Source organism: Brotomerdimonas butyrica, from assembly GCF_025567305.1.
GTDB lineage: Bacteria > Bacillota > Clostridia > Peptostreptococcales > Anaerovoracaceae > Lentihominibacter > Lentihominibacter butyricus.
Map to the genome: position 1 here is coordinate 35,674 of NZ_JAOQJP010000010.1, position 16,321 is coordinate 51,994.

Below are 16,321 nucleotides of genomic sequence, written 5' to 3' on the forward strand. Positions count from 1 at the left end.
AATGAACAAGAAAACATCTATTGATAGTGTTGATGTAAACAAGGGGAATTATGTTTTTATTAGCTATAGTTCAGTAAATCAGCAGATGGCGGACTCGGTTCGTCTTTTGCTTAAGGAAAATAACATTTCCTGCTGGATGGCACCATATGATATTCCGGCAGGCAGCAGATATGCATATGTGATCAATGATGCATTAGAGAATTGTTCATGCGTACTGCTGTTACTTACAAATGCATCACAGCTGTCTCAATTTGTCGAGAGAGAAATAGAAAGAGCAATTACATATAAAAAACCGATACTTCCAATGCAGTTAGAAGACCTGAAGTTAAATTCAGGGTTCAAGTTTTATATTGGCAGCAGTCAAATTGTTGCTGTTCCGGAAATCCGTGCCGATGTACCGGAATTTATTCGGATTCTTGCGGGTATAAAAGAGTTACTTGGATGTTCAGATTGCGGCTATGCCGGGACAGTTTGCAGTGATGTGCGACAAAACGAAGATGTTATAATGGCCAGGGAAAATCAAGAACGGCAAGCACTAGACAAAACAGATGATATAAGGAGTCTTCTTGAACTTATAGATGTAAATAAAGTTCAAAAATCAGTGCAGAGTCCGATTACAGAAGCAAAGGTTGGAGATATCGTTGATTTTGGAGAATTACCGAAGCGGGTCGATGCAATAGATTCGGATGAAGCGGTCAAAATGAAATGGATAGTAATTGATGTAAAGAAAGGCGTCGCATTGCTGTTATTGGAGTCATCAGCAAAGGTAGGAGTTTATGAAGGCATAGATGAATGGCTGAAAACTGAGTTTATGAAGCGCTTTACTGCACTGGAGAAAAATTTCATTGTATCGAAAAATGGGAGTGAAAACAGTATGGATAGATATCCGTTTTTACTGACTGTGAATGAAGCTCGTGAATATTCGAATCAATGTGCTCAAATTAAAACAGGTGTGACAAAAGGTCTTGGAAAGTATGCTTGGTGGTTATGTCAGGACAAGCGTTATCCAAGAAATTATCCTTTTGTATCTAAATCAGGCATAATTAAAGAAAGCGGATTGGATGGCAGGCAATCTAATATCGCAGTGAGGCCTGCGGTATATGTTAAGATGAAATAGTATATTTGAATAAAAATTGCAAAAAGGAAACGTGTGATAAATAATTTTTGAATTATCACACAAGGTGTAATATGTTACCTAAATATATAGGGTAAGATAAAGAATTAAAGGAAAAAGAAAAAATGGAAAAAACAAAAGATGTATTAGACAAATTAGAACGTGCGAAGATGTATATTTTGGGATCAGGATTTGATAACGAAACGCGAGTACATGGCATAGGCCTGCTGATGGAACTTGTAGAGCAGGGCGATGATGAAGCATTGTTTTTGACAGGCAAACTTGTACTAGAAGGAATTATTAATTTAAAAGAAGGCTTTGATAGGGAAGAGACTGGAATGAACTTTCTTTTTGAATCTGCAAGTATGGGAAATATGAATGCTAAATTGATGTTGAATCAGATTTGCTACTATAGGTATCAAAAGAATATTCCGTTGAATACAAAAAATGTAAATGAAGGTCCGCTGGTTGATTTTGAAGGGAAGCAGATCATAATAAATCGTACAGGGATACGTACGCCGGTAGATGCTGTACTGACCTATAAAGATGGTATGAATTATCTGCACCTTTCTTTGAATCCGATTTTTATACACTTGGATGATTCTGTAGAAGATGAGAAAAAGTTTGAAAAGAGTGTGTTAGACGGATTCAGACAATGGGCGGGCATGTATGAAGTTTTTGGCGGTCAGAAATTAGCTGTTGAAATTGAGATAACAGATAAGAACAATGCTTATGACAATGTTTATATATTCTCGATTAGTGATGACACTGTTGATATTGCATCAAAGCTAAGTTCTAAAAAAGGCAAAAATTTACTGGATAACTCAGAAGGTTTTGCATTTACAGGTGCTAGAAAATGGTCGGTAACTTCTCGAAAGGCTATTTATATACGTAACCGAGATGTAAGATTAAATGACTATGATGAAATACAGGATATTGCAAAACATGAGTTTGGTCATGTTTTGGGTCTGGGTGATTTATATGCGTATGACAGCCTTGATTTAAATGGCATAGATAAAGGGAGATATAGTGAAATCGATGCATATCATGTTTCTGGCAAAACATATAATCTTGTAATGTGCAATCACCATGGTGTGATAAGCAATAATGATGTCGAAATGGTTGTATTGTCATTTAGTGAAAATAAAATACAGGAATATCAGAAAAACGGAAAGTTTAAGGAAATATCAAAGGCGCTGGGGAATGGAAACTGATGATGCAAATGGAAGGAGAAAGTATTTGAATGGATCAAGACTGCTGGCTTTTGCAGTCTCGACCAGGCTGAAAACAGTTGCTGTCATATTATCTACAAAAATAAAGCGACAAAATATTACGAAAATTATAAACAAATGATTATTTACAATATATTTTTTTATGGTATATTAATATATAAAATATAGTGCTGCGTATCGAAAAGGCTTTCCGGTACAGCATCAAAAAACATGGAAATTCCGGAAGAAGCCGGTGTTGAAAAGCGAGGAATGATATAAAGTAATAAAAAGTATTTGGCAGGTGATGTAAATGGATAGAGGATTGGAAAAAAACTTAGTTCAAGGATGTACGGATATTCAACAGGTAAAAACATTGTTTGGGTTTTCTGATAAAGAAACGGAAATGTTGAAAAAAATACAGGAAATGTATCCGATGTTTGTAAATCCGTATTATTTTTCTTTGATAGACATAGATGATGAAGCAGATCCTATACGAAAGCTCTGCATACCTTCGGTGGAAGAGTTAGATACCGTTGGAAGCTTTGACACCAGTGGTGAAAAGGATAATACGGTTTTACCGGGACTGCAGCATAAGTATAAAGCAACGGCGCTGATATTGTCTAATAACCGATGTGCGATGTATTGCAGGCATTGTTTCAGGCGAAGAATGGTAGGGATATCGGAAAAAGAAACTTCAAAAGAACTTAAAGCTATCGTTGACTATCTCAATGAGCATACGGAAATATCAAATGTCTTGATCAGTGGCGGTGATGCTTTTATGAACAGCAATGAACTCATAGAGGAATATCTTAAGGAACTTAGTGCCATACCTCACCTGGATCTGATACGGTTTGGGACCAGAATACCGGTTGTATTCCCGCAGAGAATAACAGCAGATCTGGAACTCAGAGATATTTTATGTAAATATAATAAGAAAAAGATAATAAACATAGTGACACAATTCAATCATCCACGAGAAATCACTCAACAGTCCGCGGAAGCAGTCGAGCAACTGTTAGATATAAATATACTGGTCAAGAACCAGACAGTGCTTCTTAAAGGAATAAATGATGACAGCTATATTCTGGGTAATCTGATAAAGAAGCTTACAGCTATAGGCGTGATCCCTTATTATGTTTTCCAGTGTCGCCCGGTGACAGGTGTCATGAATCATTTTCAGATACCATTGAGAAAAGGATATGAGATCACTGAGGCTGCAAAAAATATGCAGAGCGGGATGGGAAAATGTTTTCGCTTTGTTATGTCGCACATTACAGGAAAGATAGAAATCCTGGGAGCATTAAATGAAAATAATATGATTTTCAAATATCATCAGACTAAAGATGAAGAAAATCAAGGACGCATTTTCGTTCAGCAGATCAATGAAAATCAATGCTGGCTATAAGTCCATGCTCGGTTTGACCATCTTAATTGATGACATTTGCGCTAGCCTGCTATGGTAAGATCAAAATACCATAGCAGGCTATTTGATTTGGCGCTTATCGGCGCTTGCATTTTTTTGAGGTTGCGTCTGCTATATTTAGTTTATCGCTTCACCGTCAACATACAGTGTATATCCGTTGAAGTCGATGTTGCTGTAGTCTGTGTCAGCGTCGTCAAGGCTAGTAACATAGCTGTCGCCGGTGAGCTTGATCTTGGATTTCTTGTCGAGCGTCAGCTTTATCGATTTGCCGCTGTTGTCGCCGTTGATCGTTCCTTCGTAGTATGAGCCGGATTTCATGGTCATATCGAGAGTCGAGATCGAGTCGCTCACGATTTTGCCAGTGGCCTTCTGCTTTGTCATCACTAGGGTGACGTCACCGTCGTTTGATCCCGAATTTCCCCATGAATCGGCCTGGGCTCTGAGGAAGTTGCCTTCGCTGTCTGTGTTCTTTATAGTGTTGTTTTCCAGGTTGATAGTCGCTGTCGTGTTTGTCACGTACAGCGTGTAGCCTTTTTTCGTCGTTATCTTGCTGTCTGCTGCCGTGAATTCCGCATTGCCGTCGGCGGCATCGCCGCTCATCGACTGGTAGAGGAATATATTCTTGTAAGTAGTCGACTGTCCGTTCAGTTCAGTGTTGCTGTCCGTGAGAGTGCAGTCGTTCAAAGTAACCGAGTTCTTTCCTTCGATCACGATGCCCTCGGAAGCCTTTGCGACGAGCTTGGCATTGCTTACGATGATGTCGGCCGTGGAATATACGGAAGGGGGAGCCGATACCTGTAGTCGTGTAAGTGCCGCCGCCTGTCGTCATGATGCCGCCTGCATTATCACCTGTAGTCGTGATCTCAGAATCGCTTATCGTGACTGATGTGCCGTCGCCGGAAGAATTGTTGGTAGTCGCAGAGCCTCCGTAGCTGAATACTCCGTTGGCGCCGCTGGCATCGGTAGTTATCTTCATATTTTTGAGCGTCAGGGCAGCGCCGTCTTTTGCAGTGATGCCGGAGTTATTGCCGTAGAAGTTGCTGGTGTCGCCTTCGTCTGAATCACCGGTCTTGGTTATCGTCGTATCGGAAAGCTGTGCAGTGATGCTGCCTGTTGCGAGGACTGCGTTCTCGTCTGAGTTTTCCGAGCTATATGTCTCGACTTTTATGGTTTCGTCTGATGTTATCTCTTTTACTGCCGAATATGATGCAGTACCTGCTGACTGGCCGCCGGGGCCTCCCATCTGACCGGTCTCCGCTGCGCTGCTTATGAATACGCTGCCTGTTATGCCGCTGCATGAGAATGTGAATGCTGATGCCAGCAGTACTGCTGACAGTATGAATATCGTTATCTTATCTCTGTTCATAGCTAGCTCCTTTATTGATTTCTTTCCTCCTCGTGTCATTATCAGATACATCACTCCGGCGGCGAGGATGATGCCTTCAGCGCCGAAAACGAAGTAGTATCCGATCGGCAGTGCCGATGATGATCCTGAAGCGTTCATGTCAGGAGGTGTTCCGCCTTGGCCGTTCTGATCACCCTGACCATTCTGATCGCTTGCGTTCTGGTCGTTCTGAGCATCGCCTCCGGGCTGACCGCTCTGTGGATCGTTGCTCTGCTGGTTTCCGGACGGCTGACTGCTGCCTTCTGATGACTGTGTCATGATCGTGTCAGGACCGCTGATCACATGGGACTGAGCATATTTCATCGTGAAAAACGCACAGCCGCACATCGCCGCGATCAGCAGCACGGCCAGCGTGTTTTTTATATACCGTTTAGCGAATAATCTTTTCATATCGTTTGAACTCCTTTCTCATTAGAACTTCGTGTCTGTTTTCTTTCATCGCAGAGCATGATAACTTTTCTTCCTTAAATGAACATTAAACGCGAAAACTTTTTTGCAAAAATGTTAAAATAGGCTGTATTTAAGGTTGATTTAATAAATGTAAGTTATTTTTATCACGGTGATTATTATGCGTATTTTGATTGTAGAAGATGAAAAGAATCTGGCTGATGTGACAGCCGCAAAACTCAAAAAGGAAAATTTCACGACAGATGTCTGCTATGACGGAGACGAGGGTCTTTACAATGCGATGACCGGCATATACGATCTTATAATACTCGATGTGATGCTGCCGGGGAAAAACGGGTTCGAGATACTGAGAGAGATAAGGAAAGCAAAGATCGCGAGCAAGGTGATAATGTTGACTGCGAGGTCGATGCTGGAGGACAAGCTCAACGGTCTCGAACACGGCGCGAACGACTACATCACCAAGCCTTTCCATATGGATGAGCTGATGGCGAGAGTAAACATACAGCTCCGCGACCCTTCTGAATTCAAAAACAGCGATCGTCTGGAGTACGGGGACCTGCAGCTCGATACGGCGAAGTCGAAGCTCAGATGCGAAAAGACAGGCGATGAGGAAAAGATATTCGAGCGTTTTTATCGTGCAGATGAATCGAGGAACAGGAGCGAAGGCAGGTTCGGTCTCGGCCTTGCGATAGCGAAGAATATAGTGGAAAGTCACGGCGGGCAGATAAGTGCGGCTTCCGCTGACGGGAAGACCGTGTTCAGGGTTGCGTTCAGGGCGTAACGATTTGACGCAGATGTCTATAAATGTGCAGCAATAATATGCAATGAAAAACGGACTGCGGAGCGGAGATCTTTATCTGATCTTCCGTATGCAGTCCGTTGTTTTTATAAAAGTCTCAAATCTGCAAAAGCCTCAAGCGTTCTCCGGGCAGGTGCTGCAGCTGTCATAGGCAGGACGCGCAGCGGCTTGCGGCGTGTTAAGTGCTCAGGCCTAGCTGCAGCTGATTAGTCGTCCATGTCCTTGAGGAGCTGTTCTGCGATCTGGATAGCGTTTGTTGCAGCGCCCTTTCTGATGTTGTCTGCAACTACCCAGATGTTGAGTCCGTTGTCAACTGAGAAGTCTCTTCTGATACGGCCGATGTAAACTTCGTCTGTACCTGCAGCGTCTCTTGCGAGAGGGTATACATCGTGTTCGATGTCATCCTGAACTACGATTCCAGGCGAGTTCTTGAACAGTTCGAAGATGTCTTCGAGCTCGAACGGCTTCTCCAGTTCGATGTTGATGGATTCGCTGTGTGAATCGAATACCGGCACACGAACTGTAGTTGCAGTTACTCTGATATTGTCATCGCCGAGGATCTTGTGAGTCTCGTTGATCATTTTCATTTCTTCTTTTGTATATCCGTTGTCTGTGAACACATCGATATGAGGCAGACAGTTTCCTGCGATAGGATGTGCGTAAGCCTGAAGCTCATCCTCTTTTCCTGCAAGACCGTTCTTCAGATCATTGATGCCCTTTACACCTGAGCCTGAAACAGCCTGATAAGTCGAGTAAACGACTCTCTTGATGCCGTATTTGTCCTGGAGAGGTTTCAGAGCTACCATAGCCTGGATAGTCGAGCAGTTAGGGTTTGCGATGATCCCCTTGTTCCATTTGATATCTTCAGGGTTTACTTCAGGGACTACGAGAGGAACTTCCTTGTCCATTCTCCACTGGCTGCTGTTGTCTACAACGGTAACGCCTTTGGCTGCTGCGATAGGTGCGAATTTTTCACTTGTTGAGCCACCGGCTGAGAAAAGTGCGATGTCGATCGGCTTGTCGAATGAATGCTCTGTAAGCTCTTCGACTGTGTATTCTTTCCCCTTGAAGGTCAGCTTTTTGCCTGCTGATTTAGCAGATGCCATCATGTAAATGTTCTCGAAAGGGAAATCTCTCTCTTCCAGAACCTTTAAAAATGTGGAACCGACTACTCCGGTAGCTCCCACGACTGCAATATTGGGTTTTCTCTTCATAATAATTGTGACCTCCTAAATGTATTGTTGATTTTTATTATATTCTGTATAATTATTCTATGCATATGCATCGGATGATGATCGCGTCATAATGCGTGCAACATATGCTTTATCAACGATTATACTACCTCAGGCACCCCTGTGTAAAGGGATAAGAAGGGATTTCTTATAATTAATACTTTAACAAAAAACATAAAAATGTTCGGATTTTTAGTTGAAAACCACAAAAAATGCGCATAGGCCTTGTGTAAAGATGCAGTGCTTCGGTGTGCGAAGGAGTGGTGGTAATACGGATTGTGTGACAGTGTTTTACAATGTTGCTCCGTATCATGCTGCGATGCCGCTTGGCATCATGCTGCACACAAAAAACACATATTAATTGCGGAAGGGATATGTTATAATAAACACTTAGATGATATGCGGCGTTGCCGCAAGGAAGTGTTTATTGAAACAGACTGCGACGAGCTTGTCTGTTATAATAAATAACACTTGGATAATAAGCGGCGTTGCCGCAGGGAAGTGTTTATTGAAACAGATGGATCGGGCGGATCGGCCGGGGCGTCTGCTTCAGTATGCACTTGGATCATTTTAAAGTACAATTTCAGGGAGGAACTAAACATGACTTACATTCAGGCGGTGATTCTGGGACTGGCACAGGGGCTTTCGGAGTTTTTACCTATCAGCAGCTCGGGACATCTGGCGCTTCTGCAGTACTTTTTCGGCATAAATGCGGATAATGTGCTTCCTTTTGCAGTGCTTCTGCATTTCGGTACTCTGGTATCGGTCTTCATAGTTTACTGGAAGGACATCGTTGATCTGATAAAAGAGCTCGGAGCAGTGATAAAGGATATTTTTACAGGAAAAGGACTCAGGATAAATGCCAATCCGACGAGACGTCTCGGCTTCATGATAATCGTCGCTACGATACCGACGGCAGTGATAGGTCTGCTGTTCAATGATCTGTTCAATGCGATGTATCTTTCACTCGTAGCGATCGGCATAGGTCTGCTAATTACAGGTACGATACTCGTGATCGCCGAAAGGATGGGAAAGAGCAATAAAACTGTAAAAGAAATGAAGTTCAGACACGCTTTGTTCGTGGGATTCATGCAGGGTGTTGCGATATGCCCGGGAGTTTCCAGATCGGGATCGACTCTTTTCGGAGGTCTGATATCGGGTCTCAACAGGGAATTCGCAGTTAAATTCGCATTTCTCATATCGATCCCGTCGATACTCGGTTCAGTGATACTTGAAGCGCCCGATGCGTTCAGAGAAGGACTGGACATATCACTCGTAGGTCCGGTCATCGCAGGTGTGGTAGTTGCTGCCATTTCAGGTCTGTTTGCGATCAAAGCGATGATAAAGCTTGTTTCGAACAAAAACCTGATCGGATTTTCGATATATACATGGGCTCTGGGTATAGCAGTTATAGTCTATGCGCTTATATTCGCCTAGAAGATAAAATCACTTGTTTACAGAGGTAAAAGGATGACTGAAAAAAAACGACAGCAGAAGAGATCTACGTCCGGGGGGACAAAAAGCAGGAGCAGCTCATCATCCTCAAAGACATCGGCTGCCGGCAGGAAGAAGGCTGCGGAGGCAGATGAACGGAGGATCGACAGCAGAGTGAGGGATGAGATAGTATCCATCATTCTGATCGCTGTAGGTATTTTCTTCATCATAGCGTTCCAGACTTCGGCGGCAGGAGCAATAGGGATGTCGCTGTCGCACTTTTTCAAAGGTCTGTTTGGATTTGCCGCATACATACTGCCGTATTATTTTATAATATACGGCATTTTGCTGTTTATGAGAAAGACCATACATGTAGGCATAAAATCTGCAGTTTTGCTGCTGATCATCTTTCTGATGATATCGCTGATCAATTCGGGAAGGTTCATAGATGAAAGCGTGATAAATCAGAATTTCTGGAACATGGCGGTCTATTACAACAACGGCATGGCGCTGGATGACGGCGGAGTGTTCGGTATGATGGTAGGCAAGACCATCGTGATGCTCACAGGCCTTCCGGGGCTTTACATATTCGCAGTAGTAGTCGTGATAATATGTCTGCTTCTCCTCATGAACACGCCGGTATCCCGGTTTTTCGAAAAAGCCAGGGAAAAGAAGGCGAAACATGATGAGTCTAAGCAGGAGCGTGCGGCAGCCAGGAGAAAGGAAAAACCTCAGGTTTCATATCCTGAAGTCCATGAGCCGGAGTATGAAGGCGCAGGCTTTGCAGCTGCGGGACCTGCCGCAGGATATGCGGCGGATAACATGCAGGGATATATCCCGATGCCGGATGCGCACAGCGGGAGAGTGAGCGCGAGACAGAAAAAGATACTGGGATATATGCAAGATGACGATCTGGCTTCGGGCAGGAACGGAGCAGAGCAGGAGCTCGACTTTTCACTTGGAGAAAACAGGGAGAAAAAGAAGCGTCGAAAGAAGGCTGCTGAAGAAGCAGGAACAGATATGCCTGCACAGGAAAGAAACACATCTGTACATACTGCACATGTGGCAGAAGATGCATTCGATACAGGTGCAGCAGCGGGCGGTGAAGCGGAGACAGAAGGCTTCGGCAGTCCGATAATAGTCGGCGGATTTTCTCCTAAAAAAATGGAAGAAAAGCTTTCGAAGGCCGAAGCTGCAAAGAGCATGCTCAAAGAAGGCGATTTCAATGTGACGACGACGTCGGAAAGCTACAGATTTCCGCCGATAGACCTTTTGAACAAGGCGAAGCGGTCGAAGGGAAACGCCGCAGAGGAAGAAAACATCCTCAGAGCGAAGGCGATGAAGCTGGAAGACACACTGCACAGTTTCAATATAGATGCACAGGTCACCAATGTCACACAGGGTCCTACGGTAACAAGATATGAGGTACACCCTAACAGCGGTGTAAAGGTCAAAGGCATAAAAAACCTTGCAGATGATATCGCACTCAACATGGAGGCAAAGAGCATCAGGATAGAAGCGCCGATACCAGGAAAACCGGCAGTCGGCATAGAGATAGAAAACGACAGGATCAACATGGTGACTGCCAGAGAGATCATCGATTCTGCAGCATTCAAGAAATCAGAGTCGAAGATAACGTTTGCAGTAGGAAAGGACATCGCGGGGAAGGCTATAGTCGCAGATCTTAAGACGATGCCGCACATGCTGATCGCAGGTTCTACAGGGTCCGGAAAGAGCGTGTGCATAAACACGATAATAGCAAGCTTCCTTTACAAGGCAAGACCTGATGAAGTCAAGCTCGTTCTCGTCGACCCCAAGGTCGTGGAGCTTGCAAACTACAACGGCATACCTCATCTGCTGATACCGGTCGTGACGGAGCCGTCAAAGGCCGCCGCCGCACTGAACTGGGCTGTCGCAGAGATGGATGACAGATACAAGAAATTCGCGGCAGAGGGAGTCCGCGAGCTGACCGGCTACAACAAGGCGATGAAGGCAAAGGGCGATGACGAAAGCGTGATGCCTCAGATCGTCATCATAATAGACGAGCTGGCTGACCTGATGATGGCAGCGCCGTCACAGGTAGAGGAGTCTATCTGCAGGCTTGCGCAGAAAGCGAGAGCCGCAGGCATGCATCTGATCGTGGCTACGCAGAGACCGTCGGTAGACGTAATAACGGGAGTCATAAAAGCCAACATACCGTCGCGAATAGCCTTTGCAGTATCATCACAGGTCGACTCGAGGACGATACTGGACATGTCGGGAGCCGAAAAGCTCGTGGGAAAAGGCGATATGCTGTTCAATCCGCTCGGCAGCGGCAAGCCGATAAGAGTCCAGGGCGCATTCATTTCGGATGATGAAGTCAACAGCATCATCGATTTTGTGAAAGCGCAGAATGAGGAGACAAGATATTCGGATAACGTTCTCGACTCAATAGAGCGTGCCAATGTCCCTGACGCAGAGAAGGGAAACAGAGATCTTGAAGATGAGCTGCTTCCTGATGCGATAGAGCTTGTCGTGCAGGCGCAGCAGGCATCCGTGTCGATGCTGCAGAGACGGTTCAGGATAGGCTACAACAGAGCCGCCAGGATAATCGACATGATGGAAGACAGGCAGATCGTCGGTCCGTCAGACGGGAGCAGACCGAGACAGGTGCTGATCACAGAAGCGGATCTAATAAATATGAAAGAAAGTACAGAGGATATAGAGAAAGAATGAAATTATACATAGAAACGATGGGATGTCCGAAAAATTTCAATGATTCGGAGAGCATAGGAGGAATATGGGAATCGACCGGGATGTCGCTGACAGACGACCCTGCCGAAGCAGACGCGATCCTTGTGAATACGTGCGGCTTTATAAACGACGCGAAGCAGGAGTCGATAGGCTGCATTTTCGACATGGCGAGATTCATAGATGAATCCGCGAAGCAGGCGCCGGATCACGAGAAAAAGATACTGATAGTTTCAGGATGTCTTTCGCAGCGATACGGAAAAGAGCTGGCCGACGAGATGCCAGAGGTCGACATTTTCCTCGGGGTCAATGATTATGAAAAGCTGCCGCAGCTTGTGAAGGAGTACAGGAAAGGCAAGCGTCTGCAGGCTTTCAGCTGCCAGCCGGATGCATTCTACGAATTTTCCGCAAGAAAGATAAAGGACAACCCTTATTCAATGACGCTGAGGATAGCCGAAGGCTGCAACAACTGCTGCGCATACTGCGTGATACCGCAGATAAGGGGTGCATACAGGAGCAGACCGATGGAGAATATAATAGAAGAAGCTGAGCTGCTGGCGTCAAAGGGCTGCAGAGAGATCATACTGATCGCTCAGGACGTGACAGAATACGGTACGGATATCTACGGCAGACTGATGCTCCCGGAGCTGCTCAGAAAGCTCTGCAGGGTCGACGGCATAAGATGGATCAGGCTAATGTACTGCTACGAGGACAAGATCACCGATGAACTGATAGAAGTGATGGCGTCCGAAGAAAAGATCTGCGATTACATCGATATACCGCTGCAGCATGTGTCTGACGGAGTGCTGAGCGCGATGAACAGACATTCGACTACGGAAAGCATAAAGGATACGCTTGGCAGACTGCGTACAGTGATGCCGGACATCCACATAAGGACGACGCTCATCACGGGATTCCCGGGAGAGACTGAGGAAGAGTTTGAAGAGCTCCTGGAATTCGTCGAGGAAACGAGGTTCGAGAGACTTGGCGTATTTGCATATTCACGCGAGGAAGGGACTGTTGCGGGAGATATGGAAAATCAGATAGATGAAGACGTCAAGGCGATGCGCGCAGATGCGATAATGCGCAGACAGCTCGACATTTCCAGGGAAATAAACGAGTCCAAAGTCGGAGATACTATGACAGTGATGGTGGACGGCACGGATGAAGACGGCGCATATCTCGGCAGGACGGTATATGACGCTCCGGAGATCGACAACACGGTGATTTTTACAGCAGATGAAGAACTTGTGCCGGGAGACATGGTGCAGGTAAAGATAACAGACGCATTCGACTATGATCTTGTAGGAAAGATGGAGGGATAATATGAATTTGCCTAATAAACTTACGATGGGAAGAATTTTCGCGATACCGGTGTTCATCATCGTGTTTCTGCTCGGCTACAGGTACGCGGCGACGGTGATCTTCATACTCGCGGCGCTGACCGATATGCTGGACGGACATATCGCGAGAAAACACAATCTCGTGACTAATTTCGGAAAGCTGATGGATCCGCTGGCGGACAAGCTGCTGGTGATGTCGGCGCTGATATGTCTGGTGCAGATCGGAGATGTGGCAGGCTGGATGGTAGTCGTGATACTCGGAAGAGAATTCATCATCACAGGCATGAGACAGGTGGCTGCGGCACAGGGAATAGTCATCGCAGCCGGGATAACAGGAAAGATCAAGACCATAACGCAGATGATCGCGATACCTCTGCTGCTGCTCGACAACTGGCCGTTCAGCATGCTGAGCTTCAATCTGCCGATGGATACGATATTCCTCTGGATAGCCCTCGTGATGACGGTAGTATCAGGGACTGAATACATAATCAAGAACAAGAAACTGTTTTCTATGTAGGTTTTCAATTCAGGAAAAACAACAAATGCAGGAAAACACAGGAAAGAAGGAATGAGATATGAAAACTGCGATCCTGAGTATCGGTACAGAACTGCTTTTCGGGCAGATAACGAATACTAATACAGTGTATCTTTCACAGCAGCTGAACATGCTGGGCTTTGACGTGATGTACCACTATACGGTGGGAGACAATCCCGAAAGAGTCGAGGACATGATCAAGCTGGCACTCAAAGACTGCGACATGGTGATCACTACTGGCGGTCTCGGACCGACGCAGGATGATCTCACCAAGGAAGTCGTGTGCAAGGTGATGAAAGACGAGCTCGTGAAAAACGAAGACGAGATGAACTCTCTCACTGAATATTTCAGGAATGCCGGCAAGGACATGACCGAGAACAACAGGAAACAGGCATACCTGCCGTCACGTGCGGTCGTTTTCCATAATGAAAACGGCACAGCGCCGGGTTTCTGTGCTGAAAATGAGGGAAAGTACGTGATCTGCATGCCGGGGCCTCCGTCTGAAATGAAGCCGATGTTCGAGAACAGCGTAAAGCCGTTCATACAGTCGCTTTCCAGCGAGGTCATCTATTACAGGATGGCAAGGGTATTCGGCATAGGCGAGTCGCGCCTGGAGACTGATCTTCTCGATCTGATCGACGGACAGACAGATCCTACGCTGGCCACTTATGCAAAGGAGGGCGAGTGTTCGCTCAGAGTGGCTTCCAAGAGGAAGACCGAGGCTGAGGCTGAAAAGGCTGTCAACGACATGCTAGAGAAGGTAAAGGAGCGCGTCGGAGAGTATATATACAGCTGTGACGATGAAGAACTGGTACAGGTAGTGTGCAGGAAGCTGATGGATCGCGGTCTGACGCTTTCGTCGGCAGAATCGTGCACGGGAGGCTTGTTCGCTGCTGCGGTCACGGACATCCCGGGAATATCTCAGGTGTTCCAGCGCGGGCTGGTGACATACAGCAATCAGGCCAAGATGGACGAGCTGGGCGTGAAAGCGGAGACTCTGGAAAAGTACGGTGCTGTCAGCGAAGAGACTGCGCTTGAAATGGTCGAAGGTCTCAGGAAAGCAAGCGGCAGCGATATATGCATATCCGTTACTGGCATCGCAGGTCCTGGCGGTGGTAGCGCGAAAAAGCCTGTAGGACTGATATATATAGGTTTCATGTACGGTGATAAGAAACTGTGCAGGAAGCTGAGTACGGGCGATGACGACAGGAGCTGGAACCGCAGGTATACACTGCTCAGCATGCTCGATATGATAAACAGGAATATTTGATCACATTTAATGTATTGTAAAATATTGACAAAATACGGCGCTTGATGTAAAATTATTCCATGACATCGGAGCTTCAGGGCGGGACGGTAAAATGTTCATTCCGGTGAGTTTTATGCATCGGAAAAATTGTCTTGACCTTGGAGCAAAAGTAGGGTATCATGGTTTAAGAACAAATGTTCTTGATTGGAGGAAATCGGATGGCAGCTAAAAACAACGAAACTAAAAACATGAAGACGGCCAGCAAAGAGGATAGAGATAAAGCGCTCAATGAAGCTCTGGCCCAGATACAGAAGCAGTTTGGAAAGGGTGCTGTTATGAAGCTCGGCGATGACAGCGCCAGAATGAATATAGAAGCTATATCTACAGGTTCGATGAGCCTTGACCTTGCAACAGGTATCGGAGGAGTCCCGAAGGGCAGGATCATAGAGGTGTTCGGACCGGAATCATCAGGTAAGACTACTCTTACCTTACATATCATCGCAGAAGCCCAGAAACAGGGCGGAAGAGCGGCATTCATCGATGCGGAGCATGCACTGGATCCGGAATATGCGAGAAATCTCGGAGTCGATGTGGACGAACTTCTCGTTTCACAGCCGGATTACGGTGAACAGGCTCTCGAGATCGCAGAGATGCTCGTCAGGAGCGGCGCTGTGGAGATCGTGGTAGTCGATTCGGTAGCGGCTCTCGTTCCGAAACATGAGATAGACGGTGCGATGGGAGATGCGACAGTCGGTCTGCAGGCTCGTCTGATGTCGCAGGCCCTCAGAAAGCTCGCGGGAGTCATCAACAAGACGAATACTACTATAATCTTCATAAACCAGCTCAGAGAAAAGATCGGAGTGATGTTCGGAAACCCTGAGACGACTACAGGCGGACGCGCTCTCAAGTTCTTCTCATCGATGCGTATAGATGTGAGAAAGGTCGAGAGCATCAAATCGGGCGATCAGATACTGGGAAGCAGGACGAGAGCGAAGATCGTAAAGAACAAGGTGGCGCCTCCGTTCAAGCAGGCGGAATTCGATATCATGTACGGCAAGGGCATCTCGAAATCCGGGGATGTGCTCGACTGTGCAGTAGATGCGAAGATCATAGAGAAAGCCGGATCATGGTACAGCTTTGACGGCAACAGGATCGGACAGGGAAGAGAGAACGTCAAGAAGTATCTTGAAGAGAATCCTGATGTGCTTGATCAGGTCGAAGGACTGCTGCTCGATACGCTCAAGGCCGACAAGGATAAAAAAGATGAAGAACCGGTACAGGATATACCGGATGCATTGGAAGATGAATTCTTCATCGACGAGGATGGAGTCATCATCGAATAACTCCGGTTCCGCAAAGCTGCTGAGGCAAGTCGAAACGTATTTGAAATGCAGCAGCAGAACGAATAAAAACATGTGCAAAATACAGTAAATTTACT

The 16,321-nt window shown here is 45.9% G+C and carries 13 protein-coding genes; 10 read left to right on the forward strand and 3 right to left on the reverse strand.

All coding sequences use genetic code 11. The annotated features are described in order from the left end of the window. Position 1: 1 nt before the first annotated feature. From OCV59_RS08025 to OCV59_RS08035, 3 genes are all read left to right on the forward strand, one after another. A complete protein-coding gene (locus OCV59_RS08025) occupies positions 2–1,117 on the forward strand; it encodes a toll/interleukin-1 receptor domain-containing protein (RefSeq protein ID WP_147593975.1) in 1,116 nt (371 codons plus the stop codon). A 122-nt stretch (positions 1,118–1,239) separates the two neighbouring features. Beyond that, positions 1,240–2,328, forward strand: coding sequence for a zinc metalloprotease (locus OCV59_RS08030; RefSeq protein WP_147593976.1), 1,089 nt, complete (start codon positions 1,240–1,242; stop codon positions 2,326–2,328). A gap of 307 nt (positions 2,329–2,635) precedes the next feature. After that, on the forward strand, positions 2,636–3,730 hold the full coding sequence (locus OCV59_RS08035; protein ID WP_147593977.1) for a KamA family radical SAM protein: 1,095 nt from the start codon (positions 2,636–2,638) through the stop codon (positions 3,728–3,730). 135 nt (positions 3,731–3,865) lie between these two features. Here OCV59_RS08035 and OCV59_RS08040 read toward each other — a convergent pair whose 3' ends face one another. Together OCV59_RS08040 and OCV59_RS08045 are read right to left on the reverse strand one after the other, a co-directional pair. Further along, positions 3,866–4,432 (reverse strand): hypothetical protein, encoded by a 567-nt coding sequence (locus OCV59_RS08040; RefSeq protein WP_262584226.1) that lies wholly within the window; start codon positions 4,430–4,432, stop codon positions 3,866–3,868. After that, the gene (locus OCV59_RS08045) at positions 4,398–5,543 is read right to left on the reverse strand and encodes a hypothetical protein (protein ID WP_147593979.1); all 1,146 of its coding nucleotides are present in this window, start codon (positions 5,541–5,543) and stop codon (positions 4,398–4,400) included. The genes OCV59_RS08040 and OCV59_RS08045 overlap by 35 nt, the downstream gene beginning before the upstream one ends. Before the next feature lie 178 nt (positions 5,544–5,721). On the opposite strand from OCV59_RS08045, the gene OCV59_RS08050 reads away from it, so the two are divergent. Then, positions 5,722–6,342, forward strand: a complete 621-nt coding sequence (locus tag OCV59_RS08050; RefSeq protein WP_147593980.1) for a response regulator — start codon at positions 5,722–5,724, stop codon at positions 6,340–6,342. A gap of 224 nt (positions 6,343–6,566) precedes the next feature. On the opposite strand, the gene OCV59_RS08055 is transcribed toward OCV59_RS08050, so the two are convergent. Then, entirely contained in the window at positions 6,567–7,574 is a 1,008-nt protein-coding gene (locus tag OCV59_RS08055) for an aspartate-semialdehyde dehydrogenase (RefSeq protein ID WP_147593981.1), read from the reverse strand. 618 nt (positions 7,575–8,192) lie between these two features. On the opposite strand from OCV59_RS08055, the gene OCV59_RS08060 reads away from it, so the two are divergent. The 6 genes from OCV59_RS08060 to recA all read left to right on the forward strand — a co-directional run bounded on the left by OCV59_RS08060 (position 8,193) and on the right by recA (position 16,226). Continuing rightward, complete coding sequence (locus OCV59_RS08060) at positions 8,193–9,029, forward strand: undecaprenyl-diphosphate phosphatase (protein WP_147593982.1); 837 nt, start codon at positions 8,193–8,195, stop codon at positions 9,027–9,029. Between the two features lie 33 nt (positions 9,030–9,062). After that, positions 9,063–11,741 (forward strand): FtsK/SpoIIIE family DNA translocase, encoded by a 2,679-nt coding sequence (locus OCV59_RS08065; protein WP_147593983.1) that lies wholly within the window; start codon positions 9,063–9,065, stop codon positions 11,739–11,741. Continuing rightward, on the forward strand, positions 11,738–13,081 hold the full coding sequence (gene rimO, locus OCV59_RS08070) for a 30S ribosomal protein S12 methylthiotransferase RimO (RefSeq protein WP_147593984.1): 1,344 nt from the start codon (positions 11,738–11,740) through the stop codon (positions 13,079–13,081). Before OCV59_RS08065 ends, rimO begins: the two co-directional genes overlap by 4 nt. A 1-nt stretch (position 13,082) precedes the next feature. Continuing rightward, positions 13,083–13,616: a CDP-diacylglycerol--glycerol-3-phosphate 3-phosphatidyltransferase gene (pgsA, locus tag OCV59_RS08075; RefSeq protein ID WP_147593985.1), complete on the forward strand. Its 534-nt coding sequence runs from the start codon at positions 13,083–13,085 to the stop codon at positions 13,614–13,616. Positions 13,617–13,674: 58 nt separating this feature from the next. After that, on the forward strand, positions 13,675–14,904 hold the full coding sequence (locus OCV59_RS08080; protein WP_147593986.1) for a competence/damage-inducible protein A: 1,230 nt from the start codon (positions 13,675–13,677) through the stop codon (positions 14,902–14,904). A 197-nt stretch (positions 14,905–15,101) separates the two neighbouring features. Beyond that, positions 15,102–16,226: a recombinase RecA gene (recA, locus tag OCV59_RS08085; protein ID WP_147593987.1), complete on the forward strand. Its 1,125-nt coding sequence runs from the start codon at positions 15,102–15,104 to the stop codon at positions 16,224–16,226. The last annotated feature ends 95 nt before the right edge of the window (positions 16,227–16,321 follow it).